A 15,193-nucleotide genomic window follows, 5' to 3' on the forward strand; every position below is an offset into this window, starting at 1 on the left:
GCTCAATTGTGTAATTAGAGGCCAAATAATTAGATATTTGTCACAAAGCTGTGATAGAATCCGGCGATTCTCACTATGAATACGTAGTTGAAAATAGTTACTCAGTTTAATTGGAATAATATAGATACAGGAAGGCTTATGAACGTAATTGAAGGCGGCGTTGCTGCTCCTAATGCGAAAATTGCAATTGTCATTTCTCGCTTTAATAGCTTTATTAATGAAAGTCTACTTTCAGGCGCTATCGATACTCTAAAGCGTTTTGGTCAAGTATCTGAAGAAAACATCACAGTTGTTCGCTGCCCTGGCGCCGTAGAATTACCGTTAGTTGCTCAACGAGTAGCTAAAACAGCAAAATATGATGCAATTGTTTCATTGGGTTCTGTTATTCGTGGTGGTACACCACATTTTGACTATGTATGTAGTGAATGTAATAAGGGTCTAGCACAAGTATCTCTGGAATATAGCATTCCAGTGGCATTTGGTGTTCTGACTGTAGATACTATCGATCAAGCAATCGAGCGCGCCGGTACCAAGGCTGGTAATAAAGGGGCAGAGGCTGCACTAAGCGCACTCGAAATGATTAATGTTCTGTCTCAAATCGAATCCTAATGGGGGTTAGTGTGAAACCAGCCGCACGTCGTAATGCACGTCAATTTGCGCTTCAAGCAATTTATTCATGGCAATTAAGCAAAGAAAATGTTGCTGATATTGAAGAGCAGTTTTTAACTGCAGATAAGTATGATGAAGAAGAGCATCATGCAAAAGAGCCTAAGCTACAAGCTCCAGATACAGATGTAGCGTATTTTCGCGATCTTTTCTCTGGTGTAGCTCTTAACCACATTAAGTTAGACGGTAAAATGCGTCCATACTTATCTCGTCCACTTCAAGATCTTGATCAGATGGAGCTTGCGTTGTTACGTATGTCTATCTATGAAATGATGAATCGTGACGATGTACCTTACAAAGTTGTTATCAATGAAGCGATTGAACTTGCAAAAATATTCGCAGCAGAAGATAGCCACAAATTTGTAAATGGTGTATTAGATAAAGCGGCTCCAACATTACGTAAAAAGTAAGTTGGATTTAGCATACTAATAAATAGTAAAGGTCAGCCTAATCGCTGGCCTTTTTTATAACTAAAAAACAGCATTTTATATACTATGAGTAGTGAATTTAATTTAATTGATAAGTTCTTTGTACATGGAAATCTCACCAGAGAAGATGTAGATCTTGGTATTGGTGATGACTGTGCATTAGTGTCAGTACCTGAAAATCATCAAATAGCTATTACAACAGATACGTTAGTGGCAGGAACCCACTTCTTAGCGACAGCAAATCCGATAAGTGTTGGTTATAAAGCGCTAGCATCGAACCTTAGTGACATTGCTGCTATGGGGGCTAAGCCGACATGGGTTTCTCTGGCACTAACATTACCAGAGCCAGATGAAGAATGGCTTAATGGTTTTTGCGAAGGTTTCTTTAGTTTGGCCAAACAACATGATGTCCAACTTATTGGTGGTGATACGACAAAAGGCCCATTGAGCATTACGATAACGGTGCAAGGTATTCTTCCAAAAGGAGAAGCGTTAACTCGTAAAGGGGCAAAAGTCGGGGATGATATCTATGTTACTGGGCTTTTAGGTGACAGTGCTGCTGGTCTTGAAGTGTTATTAAATACATCTAAGCAGATAAAAACTGAACTTGAACTAGAGTTAGAATACCGACATTATTACTCAACCCCAAAAGTTGAATTAGCTCAACGCTTACGCCATTTATGTCATTCAGCGCTTGATATATCTGATGGCCTCATCTCAGATCTTGCCCATATACTGAAACAATCCAATGTGAGAGCATATATTGATGTGGATCAGTTACCCATTTCTGATGAGTTAATGCAGTATTTTTCTGGAAATCGAGAGAGATGCGAGAAAACAGCACTAACGAGTGGGGAAGAGTATGAACTTTGTTTCACTGCTCCGAAAGAGAATCGGGAAGCAATTAAACAAATAACTACTCTTTTAAATCATAACGTTAGTATAATTGGTAAAATAGTTGATGAGCCATTTACCAATATACAGGATAGTGTACAATTGCATAAACAAATGAGCAAACTAGACTGGACGCTACTTGGCTATGATCATTTCAGGAGTAATGTATGACAAACCCTCTAGCATTAATTAGCTTAAAAAACCCGTGGCATTTACTGGCAACTGGATTTGGTAGTGGTTTAGCGCCGATAATTCCGGGAACGATGGGGACATTAGCTGCAATACCATTCTATTTATTGCTTGCTCAATTGCCTTTTTATCTTTTTGTTGTTGCTGTGATTGTCTCTGCAATTGTGGGAATTAAAATTTGTGACATAACCTCATCTGATATGAAAGTTCATGATCATGGCTCTATTGTTTGGGATGAATTTGTAGGGTTATGGATCACAATGAGTATTGTGCCTTATTTAAACTTATCAGTAACTGACTGGAAATGGTTACTTACAGGGTTTATCTTATTTCGATTTTTCGACATGGTAAAACCTTGGCCAATTGGATGGCTAGATAGCAAAGTTCATGGCGGCTTTGGCATTATGCTTGATGATATTGTCGCTGGGTTTATGGCTCTAATTAGCCTTTGGGCTGTTGGTAAATATTCTGGTTGGTTATAAACAATGTATAAATTCAGGGCAAAACTTTGCTCTTTATTCTTAGTGTTGGCTACTTTTTTTAGTTATTCAAAAACGGTATTTTCAGATCCTGTTTTAGTCGGTTATTGGGATTACAATGAATATCTTGAGAAATACCCAGAAGAAAGAAAGGTCATTGACTCTCTAAAGAGCATGGTGAAAAAAGATCCAGTTCCCTTAGCGTTAAAGCAAGAAAAACTAGTGAAAATTTCATTTATTTACCCTGATGAACAAGCTTCTGATTATTGGAAACGTAATTTAATTGCCTTCGAATCTCGTTTGAAGGCATTGAATATAAGCTATGAACTAACGCCTGTTTCAACTCGACTTAATGTTGATTTTAAACAGCAAAGCCGTTCATTGTATGATGCTATTGAGAAAAAAACCGACTATTTAATCTTTACGTTAAATACCACTCGCCATCGCAAGTTCATTGAACACGTGATTCAAAGTCCAGACACAAAAATCATTTTACAAAATATTACAACACCAGTGAAATCGTGGCATGGCAACCAACCGCTATTATATGTTGGTTTTGACCATGTTATCGGTACTAAATTATTAGCTAAATATTTTCAGAATAAATTTCCTGAAGGTGCTAAATATGCGATGTTATATTATTCATATGGCTATCTAAGTACTGCGAGAGGTGATGTGTTTGTTCAATCAATGGACAATAATAAGTACACATTAACGTCTTCTTTCTATACTGAATCTACAAAAGAGAGCGCTTTTAATACGACAAAGAGTATTATAAGTAATCATTGTGATATTGATTTTATCTACGCTTCTTCAACCGATATTGCTTTAGGTGCCGTCGAAGCACTAAAGAAAAACGTAAAGGGTAAACCTATCGTTAATGGCTGGGGAGGTGGTTCTCTAGAGTTAACAGCGATAGAAAATGGGGAATTAGAGGCTACGGTCATGCGCATGAATGATGATACGGGAGTTGCGATGGCAGAGGCTATCAAACTGGATCTTGAAGGCAGGCAAGTACCGATTATATTCTCAGGTGATTTTGAAGTGGTAACATCGGAAACGTTACCAGAAGAGCTTCAGCGATTAAAAGAAAAAGCATTTCGCTATTCTGGTGTAGATTTAGAGAATGAATAAAGGAAGTATCTTAAAAAAAGCTTCATTAGCGGATCTCATCTTTCGTGCTATTTTTATTATATTTTCTATCTTGACGGTAGGTATAACAATACATACTTACCAGTTAAGCATTAATACTATTAATGAAGAAGTAAAAAGAAACTTACAACAAACATCTAACCTAATTACAAATTATTTAAATCATAGACTCTCTATTTTGCAAATAAGGCAAGATACGGATGCTGGTAGTTTGGGACTTCAAGATGATGAAAAGCAAGATCAAATATTCAGTTTAGAACGTTACTTTTTAGATATTGAATCTAAATCACCTTATAATTCTCCTGATTTTCGATTTATTGAAATAGATAATATTCTTTATTGGGATGATAAAAACAACTTATTTCTTGGCCTAGAAGAAAGTAACCTTCAGGAGGTTATTGATAAAAATATTAATATAAACACTTGGTATTATATTATGGTGGGTAAAGCAGTACCACAAGCTCATATCTTAATCAGAAAGACACCGATAGTTTTTTCAAAGACAGGGAAAGTGAGGGGGTATTTATATAATGCTGCCATGTTAAATAATAACATTTCTCTCATGCATGATTTGAAAAATATTAGTAATAGCCAGGGTATTCTTATTGTTAATGGTAGCAGAATCATTTCATCAAGTATTAAGAAAGATGCAGAAGACTATAATGAGATAAAAGAAATAATATCTAATCCCTCTTTACGGTTACCAAATAAAATACTAAACACAACGAAAATAAAAATCGAATCTCTAAATGGAACATTATCTATTGTATCTCTTAAAAATAGGGATAATATTGATAAGTTAGAACAACGGTTTATATATAGCGTTATATTATCATTTTTTGTACTTATTGCTCTGGCTGTTTTAATTAGAGGCTTGTTTGAGTATAAAATATTACTCGCCTTAAATTCGTTACTTAGATATACCAATGAGGTTTCTAAAAGTGATACCAGTACTAAATATCAAGGTAGTGGTATTATGGAGTTTGATAATATAGGAAGTAAGCTTGAAGAAACTTTTGCAGAACTTATTGAAGCAAAAAAAGAAAGCTATAAGGCACAAGCGGCAGCTGAGAAGTTAACTCAAGTTAAGTCTGATTTTTTAGCCAGAATGAGTCATGAAATACGTACACCATTAAATGGTATTTTGGGTATTTCTAGTTTATTAAAGCAAAGTCATTTAACTTTTGAGCAAGAGAAGCAAATTAAGATATTACATCAGGGGGGAGAGCACCTTCTGGCTGTCTTAAATGATATTCTCGATTTTTCTCAAATAGAGCAAGATAAACTGAATATATCGTGCGAACCATTTAAATTGAGTGATGTGTTAGAAACAATTAACGCAATATATACGCCTCTTTGTACTGAAAAGGGAATCGATTTTATTATTCATAATAAGATTGATGAAAATGCATTAATCAATTCAGATCAAGTTAGACTAACTCAAATATTATTCAACCTATTAAGTAATGCTGTTAAGTTCACTGAGTCTGGTAACGTTAAATTGACGCTTTCTTTAAAAACAAAGAATGATAAAATTATCCTTTATATTGATGTGGCAGATACCGGTATAGGTATGGGCCAAAAGGAAAAAACGTTAATATTTGAGCCCTTTATTCAAGTTGAATCAACAGAAATAAGACGAGTTGGTGGTAGTGGACTAGGGTTAGCTATTGTAAAACAGCTGTTGGATTTATTGAATGGGAAAATTAAAGTTCAAAGTGAACCTGGTGGAGGCTCTATATTTTATGTTCAAGTCCCTGTTGCTGTTATTGAAACAGTAGATACAAGCATTGAGAGCCAAGGTAGTACTTACGAATCTTTATTGCCAACCGGTTTAAATGTACTTTTGATTGAAGATAATAAGTCTAATGCTTATATTGCGAAGGCTTATTGCCAAAAATATGGCTTAAATGTGGAGTGGCAAGTTTCTGCTCAGAATGGTATTAATCAACTCTTAGAGAGGTCGTTTGATCTTATTCTTATGGATAATCAGATGCCAGGAATGAGTGGTATTGAGGCGACAAAACACATTCGGAATGTATTAAAATTGAATATACCTATTTATGCTTATACGGCCGATGTATTGAAAGAGTCTAATGAGGCGTTTTTAATGGCTGGAGCTAATTATGTTATTACGAAGCCAATAAAAGAAAAGTCTATTTTAGATGCTTTAGTTTTTTATAAGCTTCAGTGTAGAAATTAACTGCGTTTAATTCGAACCACTTTCATGATTTCTATTTCAAAACCCGCTAGGATTTCTGTACTTGGGTAATAAGTAAGGTTTACTTTTGCGCCTTTGAGCGATTGGTAGGGTTTTGTTCGATTAAATTTGAATGGAACAGTACAGTTTTCAATCATGATGGTATGTTGTATCCAATGTCCAATATCACGCTGAGTATGAGATGTTACTTTAACATCGACACTGTGCGTAAGTTGGTGGTGTTTATTAAGCATCTTATCTACGTCTGATTTCATTATGTTGACCATACAATTTAGCGTATGGAGATAATGAAAGATAAACGAACTACAGTCAATAACACAAGGAAAGCTTAAGTCTAAGAAGGGAAATTAGATGCATTATTTACGGTCTTCCTATTGCAGTTAATAATATCTGGGCTGACAACGCTGCATTTGAAGCGCATTGTCAACGTGAAGAGATTAAGCCGTTTTTTGATCAGCAATGTATTGCCGTTTAGCTATATATAAAAAATGCCACAGAGTTGTGGCATTTTTTATGTCTCACTGAAAATTAGATAAGGATTATTTAAAGATCCAGATAGTCTCTGATCTGTTTTTCAATACCTTGCGCATCTAATCCAAGTTCGATGTGCATTTCTTCTTGTGTTCCTTGAGCAATGAACTCATCAGGTAAACCTAATTGTAGAACTGGTTTAATTAAGCGGTTCTTCATCAAGAACTCAATCACACCCGAACCAGCACCACCTGAAATTGCATTTTCTTCAATAGTAACTAATACATCGTGACTCGTTACTAATTCGCATAGTAGGGCCTCATCGAGTGGTTTTGCAAAGCGCATATCTGCAACAGTCGCATTCAATTTTTCAGCCGCTACAAGGCTATTTTCTAAGAAAGTGCCAAAGTTTAAAATAGCAACACGTTCTCCTTTTTCTGTGATTTTAGTTTCACGAAGTAGACGGCCTTTACCAATTTCTAGCGCTTGCATTGTTTGATCAACATCAACACCAGTTGCGCTGCCTCTTGGATAACGAACGGCACTTGGCCCAGTATGTTTATGGCCAGTGTATAGCATTTGACGGCATTCATTTTCATCACTTGGCGTCATGATAACCATATTGGGAATACAGCGCATAAAGCTGATATCAAAAGCCCCTTGATGTGTTTGGCCATCGGCACCAACTAAACCTGCACGGTCAATCGCAAACATCACGGGTAAATCCATGATCGCAACGTCATGAATTAATTGATCATAACCTCGTTGTAAAAACGTTGAGTAGATAGCAACGATAGGGTTATAGCCTGCGATAGCCATACCACTTGCTAGTGTCACTGCATGCTGCTCAGCAATGGCAGCATCAAAGTATTGGCTTGGATATTCTTTTGAAAAGCGAACCATACCGGAACCTTCACGCATCGCAGGGGTAATGGCCATCAGCTTGCCATCTTCTTTTGCCATATCGCAAAGGAAATCACCAAAGATGTTTGAGAAAGTTGGTTTACCGCCAGACGATTTAGGTAATGAGCTGTTTTTTGGATCAAATTTTGGAACACCATGGTAGCTGATCGGATCTTTTTCAGCAGGCTCGTAGCCTTTTCCTTTCTTGGTCATGATGTGTAAAAACTGCGGCCCTTTAAGGTTACGCATATTTTTAAGGGTACGAACGAGCTCGTTAACATCATGTCCGTCGACAGGACCAATATAATTAAAACCTAGCTCTTCAAACATAGTACCAGGAACGACCATGCCTTTTAGGTGCTCTTCAGTACGTTTAAGTAGCTCTTTAATCGTAGGTGTACCAGAAAGAACTTTTTTGCCACCTTCACGAATAGAGGTGTATAAGCTGCCTGATAATACGCGAGCAAGTTGATTATTTAGAGCGCCGACATTTTCTGAAATGGACATCTCGTTGTCATTTAAAACAACTAACATATCTGGGTGAATATCACCTGCGTGGTTTAAGGCTTCAAATGCCATACCTGCAGTGATTGCACCATCACCAATAACGCTAACGACCTTGCGGTTTGCTTGTTCTTTTTCAGCACAGATGGCTAAACCTAACGCTGCACTGATTGATGTCGATGAGTGGCCGACAGAGAGAACGTCATATTCACTCTCATCACGCCATGGGAAGGGGTGTAATCCATCTTTTTGGCGTATAGTCGATAGCCTTTCACGACGACCAGTCAGTATTTTATGTGGGTAAGCCTGGTGGCCAACATCCCAAATTAACTGATCAAAAGGCGTATTATAGACATAGTGCAAAGCAACGGTAAGTTCAACGACACCAAGTCCTGATGCTAAGTGACCGCTAGATTTACTTACGGAATTTAAGAGATAAGTACGTAACTCATCACATAAAGTAGGCAGACTTTCTTTTGGTAAAGAGCGTAATTCATCAGGCGTATTTGCCAAAGCCAGTATCGGGTATTTTGAAATATCTAGTGACATAGTATTAGCGCTTATCTGTTTTAGTTTTTACGCGCAATGACGTATTGGGCGAACGCTTGCATTGCATCCGTGTTGTAAGGGATATCATTCAATGCATCAATTGCTGTTTGGTATAATTGTTCAGCTTTTTGTTGAGCACCTTCGAGACCTAATAAGGCTGGATAAGTACTCTTCTCTAATTCTAGATCAGAACCTTGTGGTTTTCCGAGTGTTTCTGTGTCGCTAATGATATCTAAGATATCATCTTGAACTTGAAAAGCTAAACCAATAGCGTCGGCGTATTTTTCAAGTTGTGGAAGGATTTGTTTACCTTTTTCACCAGCACACAAAGCACCTAACTGAATAGCACTCTTTATTAATGCTCCTGTTTTATGGGCATGAATTTGTTCTAAAAATGCAAGGTCAACTCGTTTTCCTTCTGCTTGTAAATCAAGAGATTGACCCATACACATACCAGAAGCACCAGAGGCTTTTGATAACACACGGATCATATCAATTCGAGATGACTCAGCTTCTGCTGCGAGATCACCATTAGCAAGGATCTCAAAAGCTAAGGTTTGTAATGCATCACCAGCAAGAATAGCCGTCGCTTCATCAAATTTAATATGACATGTCGCATGACCACGGCGTAGATCGTCATTATCCATTGCCGGCAAGTCATCATGAATTAATGAGTACGAGTGAATACACTCTACCGCAGCAGCGGCAGCATCAGCGTGTTCGGCATTGATACCTAACATTTTTGCCGTGATATAGACAAGGTAAGGTCGTGCTCGTTTACCACCTAGTAATAACGCATATTTCATCGCTTCAGTAAGTGGCTGCTGTTGAATCGCAATTTTTCCAAGCCATTGATGCAGATGTTCAATGTTACGTTGTTGAAAAATTGGTAATTGTTGTTTAAGTGAATCAGTCATGATTGGCATCAAAAGGAGTTAGTTCCGTATTATCATCAGCTTGCAAAAGAATATCGACACGTTGCTCGGCATGAGTGAGTTTCTCTTGGCCTGCTCTTGCCAGTGAAATGCCGCGCTCAAATTTCTTTAGGGCATCTTCAAGAGGCAGATCGCCGCTTTCTAGTTGGTTTACGACAGAATCCAGTTCTTCTATTGCCGCTTCAAATGATAAATTTTCCGGTTTTTTTACAGCCATAATGATTCACTCTTAAAATGATCCAAGAAAGGTAACTCAGAGAAGGTAGCGGGTCAATTGAAGTGGTGAGAAAGTGATACATAAAAGTAAAATTTACTTAATAGGGGCTAATTTTTAAACAATCTATTGGTGGGGATGTTTTTTTTAATAAAAAATTAAACCATTGATGTCTTTGGCCGATAAGAAAGAAGCGGCAAAAAAGTGATGATATTTATGGCTTAGTTTTTGCTTAGCTCATTATCAATAAACACAAGAAGCAAGATGGGGAGCGCTCTGTGGATTTAGCAACATTAATAGGCTTAGTTGGTAGTTTTGCATTTATTGTAATGGCAATGGTATTAGCCGGAGGCCTAGCCATTTTTATGGACACAACATCAGTACTGATCGTAATGGGAGGTTCTGTCTTCGTTGTGTTGATGAAATTTACGGTAGGCCAATTTTTTGGCGCAGGTAAAATTGCCGCAAAAGCATTTATGTTTAAAACGGACGAGCCAGTTGATTTAATTGTGACGATCGTTGAAATGGCCGATGCAGCTCGTAAAGGCGGATTTTTAGCATTAGAAGAAAAAGAAATTAGTAATTCATTTATGCAAAAAGGCATTGATTTATTGGTTGATGGACATGATGCCGAAGTCGTTAAAGCAACCTTACAAAAAGACATTGCGCTGACGAACGAACGTCATGAGCGTGGGGTTGGTGTATTTAACGCGTTTGGTGATGTAGCACCGGCAATGGGTATGATTGGTACGCTTATCGGTTTGGTAGGTATGTTATCAAACATGGACGATCCTAAATCGATTGGGCCTGCAATGGCCGTTGCACTTCTAACAACATTATATGGTTCTGTTATCTCAAATATGATCGCATTCCCTATTGCGCATAAATTGGAATTACGTAAAGAACAAGAGAAGTTAAATCGACGTTTGATCCTTGATGGTATTTTAGCTATTCAAGATGGTCAGAACCCACGTGTTATTGATAGTTATTTACGTAATTACTTAAATGAGAAAAAGCGTGTTGTTGATACTGGCGAAGAATAAAACTAGGAGCTAGCAATGGAAGATGAAGATAAGTGTAAATGTCCTCCTGGTGCCCCTTTATGGATGGCAACATTTGCTGACTTAGCAACTTTGTTAATGTGTTTCTTCGTACTATTACTTTCTTTCTCTGAAATGGACGTATTGAAGTTTAAACAAATTGCTGGCTCGATGAAGTTTGCTTTTGGTGTTCAAAATGTACTTGAAGTAAAAGACATACCAAAAGGTACCAGTGTTATTGCACAAGAGTTTCGACCGGGTCGCCCTGAGCCGACACCAATTGAAGTGATCATGCAACAAACGATCGATATTCCTCAGAAAACGTTAGATTTTCATGATGGAGAATCTGATCGTGCTGGTGGGGCAAAACGTGATGCTGGCAAGCAAACGGGTGGGGAGTCATCCTCAACCTCGACGCAGACTAATTCTCAGAGTGAGTCTGAGTCAGAAAGTCAAAGCCAGACACAGCAAGAATTAGAAGAAACGATTAAGAAAGCACTAGAACGTGAAATTGATGATGGTGCCTTAGAAGTCGAGAATTTAGGTCAGCAACTGGTGATTAGAATTCGTGAAAAAGGTGCATTCCCTGCAGGTTCGGCTTTCTTACAACCGAAATTTCGCCCACTTATTCGTCAAATTGCTGAGTTAGTAAAAGATGTGCCAGGTATTATTCGAGTTTCTGGTCATACTGATAGTCAACCATTAGATTCGGAATTATATCGTTCGAATTGGGATTTATCTGCTCAACGTGCTGTTTCTGTTGGTCATGAAATGTTACGTGTTAAAGGGTTTGATAGTGACCGCTTACGAGTTCGAGGTATGGCATCAACAGAGCCATTAGGACCGAATAAAACATCGGCTCAACGAGCTCGTAACCGTCGAGTTGAGATCAGTATCATGCAAGGCAAAGCGCATGAAAGTGATGAAGTGCCAAGCGGACAGAAATAAGAGATAGTTTAAGTAAATGATGAAAGGAGAGTTGAATTAGCAACTCTCCTTTTTTTTCGGTATAATCTTGCGCCTTAGATTAGGTCTTAAATCCATTTAGTCTAACCTTTTGATTGTTATTCCACACCAGTGAAGCCTATATATGAAGTTTATCGTTAAGCCACATCCAGAAGTTTTTGTTAAAAGTGATTCAGTACGTAAGCGTTTTATTCGTATTCTTGAAACGAATCTACGCAGTATCATTAAACGCGAAACAAAAGGCGTTGAAGTGATTAACCGTCGTGATTACATTGAAGTTTCAGGTCTTGATGGTACATACCGTAATGAAGTACTTACGGCTGTTACTCATACTCCAGGCATTCACCATGTACTAGAAGTTAAGCAGAGTGCTTTTGCGGATATGCATGATATCTATGAACAATGTTTAGAGATGAATCGTGAGATCATTGAAGGTAAAACGTTCTGTGTGCGAGTTAAACGTCGTGGTACACATGAATTTACCTCTATTGAATTAGAGCGTTATGTTGGTGGCGGTTTAAACCAAGCGGTTGAATCAGCAAAAGTACGATTAAAAAATCCAGAAGTCACAGTTAAGTTTGAAGTTGAGAATGAAAAACTGAACTTAGTGATTGCTCGTCATAAAGGACTTGGTGGTTTTCCTCTAGGTACTCAAGAAGATGTATTAAGCTTGATCTCTGGTGGCTTTGACTCGGGTGTTTCAAGTTACTTGCATATCAAACGTGGTTCAAAAGTACATTACATGTTCTTTAACCTAGGTGGCCCTGCTCACGAAATTGGTGTTAAACAAGTTTCTCATTTCTTATGGAAAAAATACGGTTCATCAGCAAAAGTAAAATTCATTGCTGTTGATTTTGAACCTGTTGTTGCTGAGATCCTAGAGAAAGTAGATGATGGCCAAATGGGTGTTATCTTAAAGCGTATGTTTATGCGTGCAGGTGGCATGGTTGCTGAGAAATTAGGTATCCAAGGTTTGGTGACTGGTGAAGCGCTAGGTCAAGTATCAAGCCAAACACTGACTAACTTACGCCATATTGATAATGTAACAGATACCTTGATCCTTCGTCCGCTAATCAACTGGGATAAAGAAGATATCATTAATGTAGCTCGTGAAATTGGTACAGAAGATTTTGCTAAAACGATGCCTGAGTATTGTGGTGTTATTTCTAAAAAACCAACCATCAAAGCTGAAAAATTCAAGTTAGAAAAAGAAGAAGCTAAGTTTGATTTCTCTATTCTTGAGCAAGTGGTTTATGATGCTCGCGTAATGGATATTCGTGCAATTGAAACGGAAAGCCAAGAACAAGCGCCTGAAGTTGAAATGGTCTCTGAGTTAGGCTCAAATGTTGTTGTTTTAGATATTCGTAGTGCGGAAGAAGAAGACGAAAACCCATTAGAAATTGATGGTGTAGAAGTTAAGCATTTGCCTTTCTTTAAGATTGCGACCCAATTTGGTGATTTAGACCAATCTAAAGAATACCTTTTATACTGTGATCGCGGTGTAATGAGCCGTCTTCAAGCATTATTGCTAATCGACAATGGCTATAAGAATGTAAAAGTTTACCGTCCATAACCCATGGGACTTTAGCATTATAGAATGAAATGAAGAGAGCTGAGTAATTAGCTCTCTTTTTTTATTCTTATAGTTTCAAATTGTTGAACCATGAAATCAATGAATACTCTTAATCGATTAGGCATATGCTTACTTCTTAAAAACTGCATCATAATATCACCGTGATAATTGCCTTGTATTTCCCAGTGAGATAGAACCTCGAGTAATAACCCTTGTTTTAGCTTTTCTTGAACAACAAAGCTAGGAAAAACACCAATCCCAAGATTGTGCATGACCGCATCCAATCGCATTTCAGTATGATTAACCACAAAGCGTCCATCAACTTTGATTCGATAATGCTCTGAACCTTGTTTAAATCTCCACTCGTTATCGTGTTGCGTCTCTCCAAGGGATAAGCATTGATGTTTATCTAATTCCGAAGGATGTTTAGGGATACCATGTGTTTGTAAGTATGTAGGTGTTGCACAAAGAACAAGGTCAATCTTAGCCAATGGCTTCGCGATTAAATTTTCTTCTGGCTGATTGGTTAAATTAAATATCACATCCAAATTATCATTGATGGGATCACAAGACTGATCGGTCACTTTTATTTTCAGTTTTATGTTTGGGTATAGCTCAATAAACTGTAGAAAAAGAGGTTGTAATACTTGGTTTCCAAGTGCTTTTGGTGTTGAAACTCTTAACAGCCCTTCTATGTTATTACAGCTTTTATCTGAAATGTTAACCACTTCTTGAGCATTATCAACGATGTTCTTACAGTAATTATACGTTTCTTGTCCTGCGATAGTTAAGGTCTGTTTTCTTGTTGTTCTTTCTAATAATGTGAGTTGTAGAGCCTTTTCAAGCCGAGAAACCTGGCGGCTTACTCCTGATGGGGTCATATCAAGAACTTGCGCAGCTTTACTAAAGCTTTCTGACTCAACCACGGTTACAAAGGCGGCCATGTCTGGTAATAAGGTGACGAGTTTATTTATGTCCATGAGTCACAAAAGATTTGATTTATGTAGGGATTATTTAACTTATCAGCTTGAGGTATCTTGGTGCAAATAAGGATGTGATTTATGTTATCTCACAAGGAAGAAGAGAAGAGTCATGGAAAGGTGTATAGAAAGAGGACGAGAGCTATCTGTTAATCAATATCTGCCACCAATAATGTTATTACTTGTCGCTATTTTTTGGGGAACAAGCTATGGAGTTGCAAAAGAAGCATTAGTATTTACTAGTGTATTGTTTTTTTTAGTCATTAGATTTGTTATGACAACACTTGTTTTATTGCCAATTGTTATTTATCGAAAAAATATAGCGCATTGGAAATCAGTTCTTCCAACAGGTGTTGTTTTGTTTTTAATCTTTGTTTGTGAAACCTACGGAATAAAAAACACTACCGCTTCTAATGCAGCCTTTCTTATTAGTTTATTTGTTGTGTTTACGCCATTTGTTGAGTTGCTGGTAAATAAAAATAAGCCGACGAAAAAGTTATTATTCTTGTCTATTATCTCTGTTATTGGGGTATTTTTACTGACAAATATTAATACTCATCAAATTAATATAAATAAGGGCGATATCTTAATGTTAATGGCTGCCTTGTTGAGAGGGGTTATGGTTGTCTTTACTAAAAAGGTGATGGTTGATAAAGACGTTGATCCGGTTATGGTGACAAGCGTTCAATCAAGTGTAGTATCGATTTTTTCTATCATATTGCTTTTATCGATTCATGGTTTTGAATGGGTTAATTTGATACCACTTGATTTATCTTTTTGGTTATTAGCGATCTATCTTGTCTTTTTTTGTACCGTGTTTGCTTTTTATGCTCAAAATTATAGTGTAAAGAAGATGTCGCCAACGAAAGTATCGATCTTAATGGGAAGTGAACCAATATTCGGTGCTCTGTTTGCTTTTTTATGGTTAAGTGAAAGCTTTACTTCTATTCAAGTTCTTGGGGCGAGTCTTATTTTCATTGCAACATTTATAGTGACGAGGCAAGAAGCAAAGGCATAGTTTTTAGGGGC

Annotated in this window: 15 protein-coding genes and 1 pseudogene; 11 read left to right on the plus strand and 5 right to left on the minus strand. The window is 37.4% G+C overall.

The window, feature by feature from the left end:
- Positions 1-138 precede the first annotated feature (138 nt).
- The 6 genes from ribH (at position 139) to PVK62_RS15880 (ending at position 6,011) form a co-directional block, all read left to right on the plus strand.
- Complete coding sequence (gene ribH, locus PVK62_RS15855) at positions 139-609, plus strand: 6,7-dimethyl-8-ribityllumazine synthase (RefSeq protein WP_005418092.1); 471 nt, start codon at positions 139-141, stop codon at positions 607-609.
- Positions 609-1,076: a transcription antitermination factor NusB gene (gene nusB, locus PVK62_RS15860; protein WP_274445433.1), complete on the plus strand. Its 468-nt coding sequence runs from the start codon at positions 609-611 to the stop codon at positions 1,074-1,076. The genes ribH and nusB overlap by 1 nt, the downstream gene beginning before the upstream one ends.
- A gap of 84 nt (positions 1,077-1,160) precedes the next feature.
- The gene (thiL, locus tag PVK62_RS15865) at positions 1,161-2,159 is read left to right on the plus strand and encodes a thiamine-phosphate kinase (protein WP_274445432.1); all 999 of its coding nucleotides are present in this window, start codon (positions 1,161-1,163) and stop codon (positions 2,157-2,159) included.
- Positions 2,156-2,659, plus strand: coding sequence for a phosphatidylglycerophosphatase A (pgpA, locus tag PVK62_RS15870; protein WP_274445430.1), 504 nt, complete (start codon positions 2,156-2,158; stop codon positions 2,657-2,659). The genes thiL and pgpA overlap by 4 nt, the downstream gene beginning before the upstream one ends.
- 3 nt (positions 2,660-2,662) lie before the next feature.
- Entirely contained in the window at positions 2,663-3,790 is a 1,128-nt protein-coding gene (locus PVK62_RS15875; RefSeq protein WP_274445429.1) for a substrate-binding domain-containing protein, read from the plus strand.
- Complete coding sequence (locus tag PVK62_RS15880; protein ID WP_274445428.1) at positions 3,783-6,011, plus strand: LuxQ periplasmic sensor domain-containing protein; 2,229 nt, start codon at positions 3,783-3,785, stop codon at positions 6,009-6,011. The genes PVK62_RS15875 and PVK62_RS15880 overlap by 8 nt, the downstream gene beginning before the upstream one ends.
- Here PVK62_RS15880 and PVK62_RS15885 read toward each other — a convergent pair.
- Entirely contained in the window at positions 6,008-6,283 is a 276-nt protein-coding gene (locus PVK62_RS15885; protein ID WP_274445427.1) for a hypothetical protein, read from the minus strand. The two genes, PVK62_RS15880 and PVK62_RS15885, sit on opposite strands and share 4 nt — an antisense overlap.
- Before the next feature lie 116 nt (positions 6,284-6,399).
- Here PVK62_RS15885 and PVK62_RS15890 point away from each other — a divergent pair.
- A pseudogene (locus tag PVK62_RS15890) lies at positions 6,400-6,495 on the plus strand (antibiotic biosynthesis monooxygenase); the annotation flags it as partial.
- Between the two features lie 77 nt (positions 6,496-6,572).
- Here PVK62_RS15890 and dxs read toward each other — a convergent pair.
- The 3 genes from dxs to xseB are packed head-to-tail and all read right to left on the minus strand — an operon-like array spanning position 6,573 to position 9,608.
- Positions 6,573-8,456 carry a 1-deoxy-D-xylulose-5-phosphate synthase gene (gene dxs, locus PVK62_RS15895; RefSeq protein WP_274445426.1) on the minus strand — a complete coding sequence of 628 codons (1,884 nt, stop codon included), beginning with the start codon at positions 8,454-8,456 and terminating at the stop codon, positions 6,573-6,575.
- A 20-nt stretch (positions 8,457-8,476) separates the two neighbouring features.
- Complete coding sequence (gene ispA, locus PVK62_RS15900; protein ID WP_274445425.1) at positions 8,477-9,373, minus strand: (2E,6E)-farnesyl diphosphate synthase; 897 nt, start codon at positions 9,371-9,373, stop codon at positions 8,477-8,479.
- Positions 9,366-9,608 carry an exodeoxyribonuclease VII small subunit gene (gene xseB / locus PVK62_RS15905; protein ID WP_274445424.1) on the minus strand — a complete coding sequence of 81 codons (243 nt, stop codon included), beginning with the start codon at positions 9,606-9,608 and terminating at the stop codon, positions 9,366-9,368. The genes ispA and xseB overlap by 8 nt, the downstream gene beginning before the upstream one ends.
- A 275-nt stretch (positions 9,609-9,883) precedes the next feature.
- On the opposite strand from xseB, the gene pomA reads away from it, so the two are divergent.
- The 3 genes from pomA to thiI all read left to right on the plus strand — a co-directional run bounded on the left by pomA (position 9,884) and on the right by thiI (position 13,184).
- Positions 9,884-10,648, plus strand: coding sequence for a flagellar motor protein PomA (pomA, locus tag PVK62_RS15910; protein ID WP_274445423.1), 765 nt, complete (start codon positions 9,884-9,886; stop codon positions 10,646-10,648).
- A 15-nt stretch (positions 10,649-10,663) separates the two neighbouring features.
- Positions 10,664-11,593 (plus strand): flagellar motor protein MotB, encoded by a 930-nt coding sequence (locus PVK62_RS15915; RefSeq protein ID WP_274445422.1) that lies wholly within the window; start codon positions 10,664-10,666, stop codon positions 11,591-11,593.
- 142 nt (positions 11,594-11,735) lie between these two features.
- Positions 11,736-13,184: a tRNA uracil 4-sulfurtransferase ThiI gene (gene thiI, locus PVK62_RS15920; RefSeq protein WP_122035823.1), complete on the plus strand. Its 1,449-nt coding sequence runs from the start codon at positions 11,736-11,738 to the stop codon at positions 13,182-13,184.
- A 47-nt stretch (positions 13,185-13,231) separates the two neighbouring features.
- Here the strand turns inward: thiI and PVK62_RS15925 are convergent, their stop codons facing one another.
- Positions 13,232-14,164, minus strand: a complete 933-nt coding sequence (locus PVK62_RS15925; RefSeq protein WP_274445421.1) for a LysR family transcriptional regulator — start codon at positions 14,162-14,164, stop codon at positions 13,232-13,234.
- Positions 14,165-14,276: 112 nt separating this feature from the next.
- Between PVK62_RS15925 and PVK62_RS15930 the strand changes: the two genes are divergently transcribed.
- A complete protein-coding gene (locus tag PVK62_RS15930; protein ID WP_274445420.1) occupies positions 14,277-15,182 on the plus strand; it encodes a DMT family transporter in 906 nt (301 codons plus the stop codon).
- Positions 15,183-15,193: the final 11 nt, after the last annotated feature.

Origin of the sequence: Aliivibrio sp. S3MY1 (genome assembly GCF_028765575.1) — a bacterium.
In the GTDB taxonomy this organism is placed as follows: domain Bacteria; phylum Pseudomonadota; class Gammaproteobacteria; order Enterobacterales; family Vibrionaceae; genus Aliivibrio.

Bases quoted from the DNA above. Each gene is read 5' to 3' on its own strand.
- dxs (WP_274445426.1), bottom strand. From the start codon at position 8,456: ATGTCACTAGATATTTCAAAATACCCGATACTGGCTTTGGCAAATACG.
- thiI (WP_122035823.1), top strand. From the start codon at position 11,736: ATGAAGTTTATCGTTAAGCCACATCCAGAAGTTTTTGTTAAAAGTGAT.
- PVK62_RS15880 (WP_274445428.1), top strand. From the start codon at position 3,783: ATGAATAAAGGAAGTATCTTAAAAAAAGCTTCATTAGCGGATCTCATC.
- PVK62_RS15885 (WP_274445427.1), bottom strand. From the start codon at position 6,283: ATGAAATCAGACGTAGATAAGATGCTTAATAAACACCACCAACTTACG.
- ribH (WP_005418092.1), top strand. From the start codon at position 139: ATGAACGTAATTGAAGGCGGCGTTGCTGCTCCTAATGCGAAAATTGCA.
- PVK62_RS15930 (WP_274445420.1), top strand. From the start codon at position 14,277: ATGGAAAGGTGTATAGAAAGAGGACGAGAGCTATCTGTTAATCAATAT.
- nusB (WP_274445433.1), top strand. From the start codon at position 609: ATGGGGGTTAGTGTGAAACCAGCCGCACGTCGTAATGCACGTCAATTT.
- ispA (WP_274445425.1), bottom strand. From the start codon at position 9,373: ATGACTGATTCACTTAAACAACAATTACCAATTTTTCAACAACGTAAC.
- pgpA (WP_274445430.1), top strand. From the start codon at position 2,156: ATGACAAACCCTCTAGCATTAATTAGCTTAAAAAACCCGTGGCATTTA.
- PVK62_RS15925 (WP_274445421.1), bottom strand. From the start codon at position 14,164: ATGGACATAAATAAACTCGTCACCTTATTACCAGACATGGCCGCCTTT.
- PVK62_RS15915 (WP_274445422.1), top strand. From the start codon at position 10,664: ATGGAAGATGAAGATAAGTGTAAATGTCCTCCTGGTGCCCCTTTATGG.
- PVK62_RS15875 (WP_274445429.1), top strand. From the start codon at position 2,663: ATGTATAAATTCAGGGCAAAACTTTGCTCTTTATTCTTAGTGTTGGCT.
- xseB (WP_274445424.1), bottom strand. From the start codon at position 9,608: ATGGCTGTAAAAAAACCGGAAAATTTATCATTTGAAGCGGCAATAGAA.
- thiL (WP_274445432.1), top strand. From the start codon at position 1,161: ATGAGTAGTGAATTTAATTTAATTGATAAGTTCTTTGTACATGGAAAT.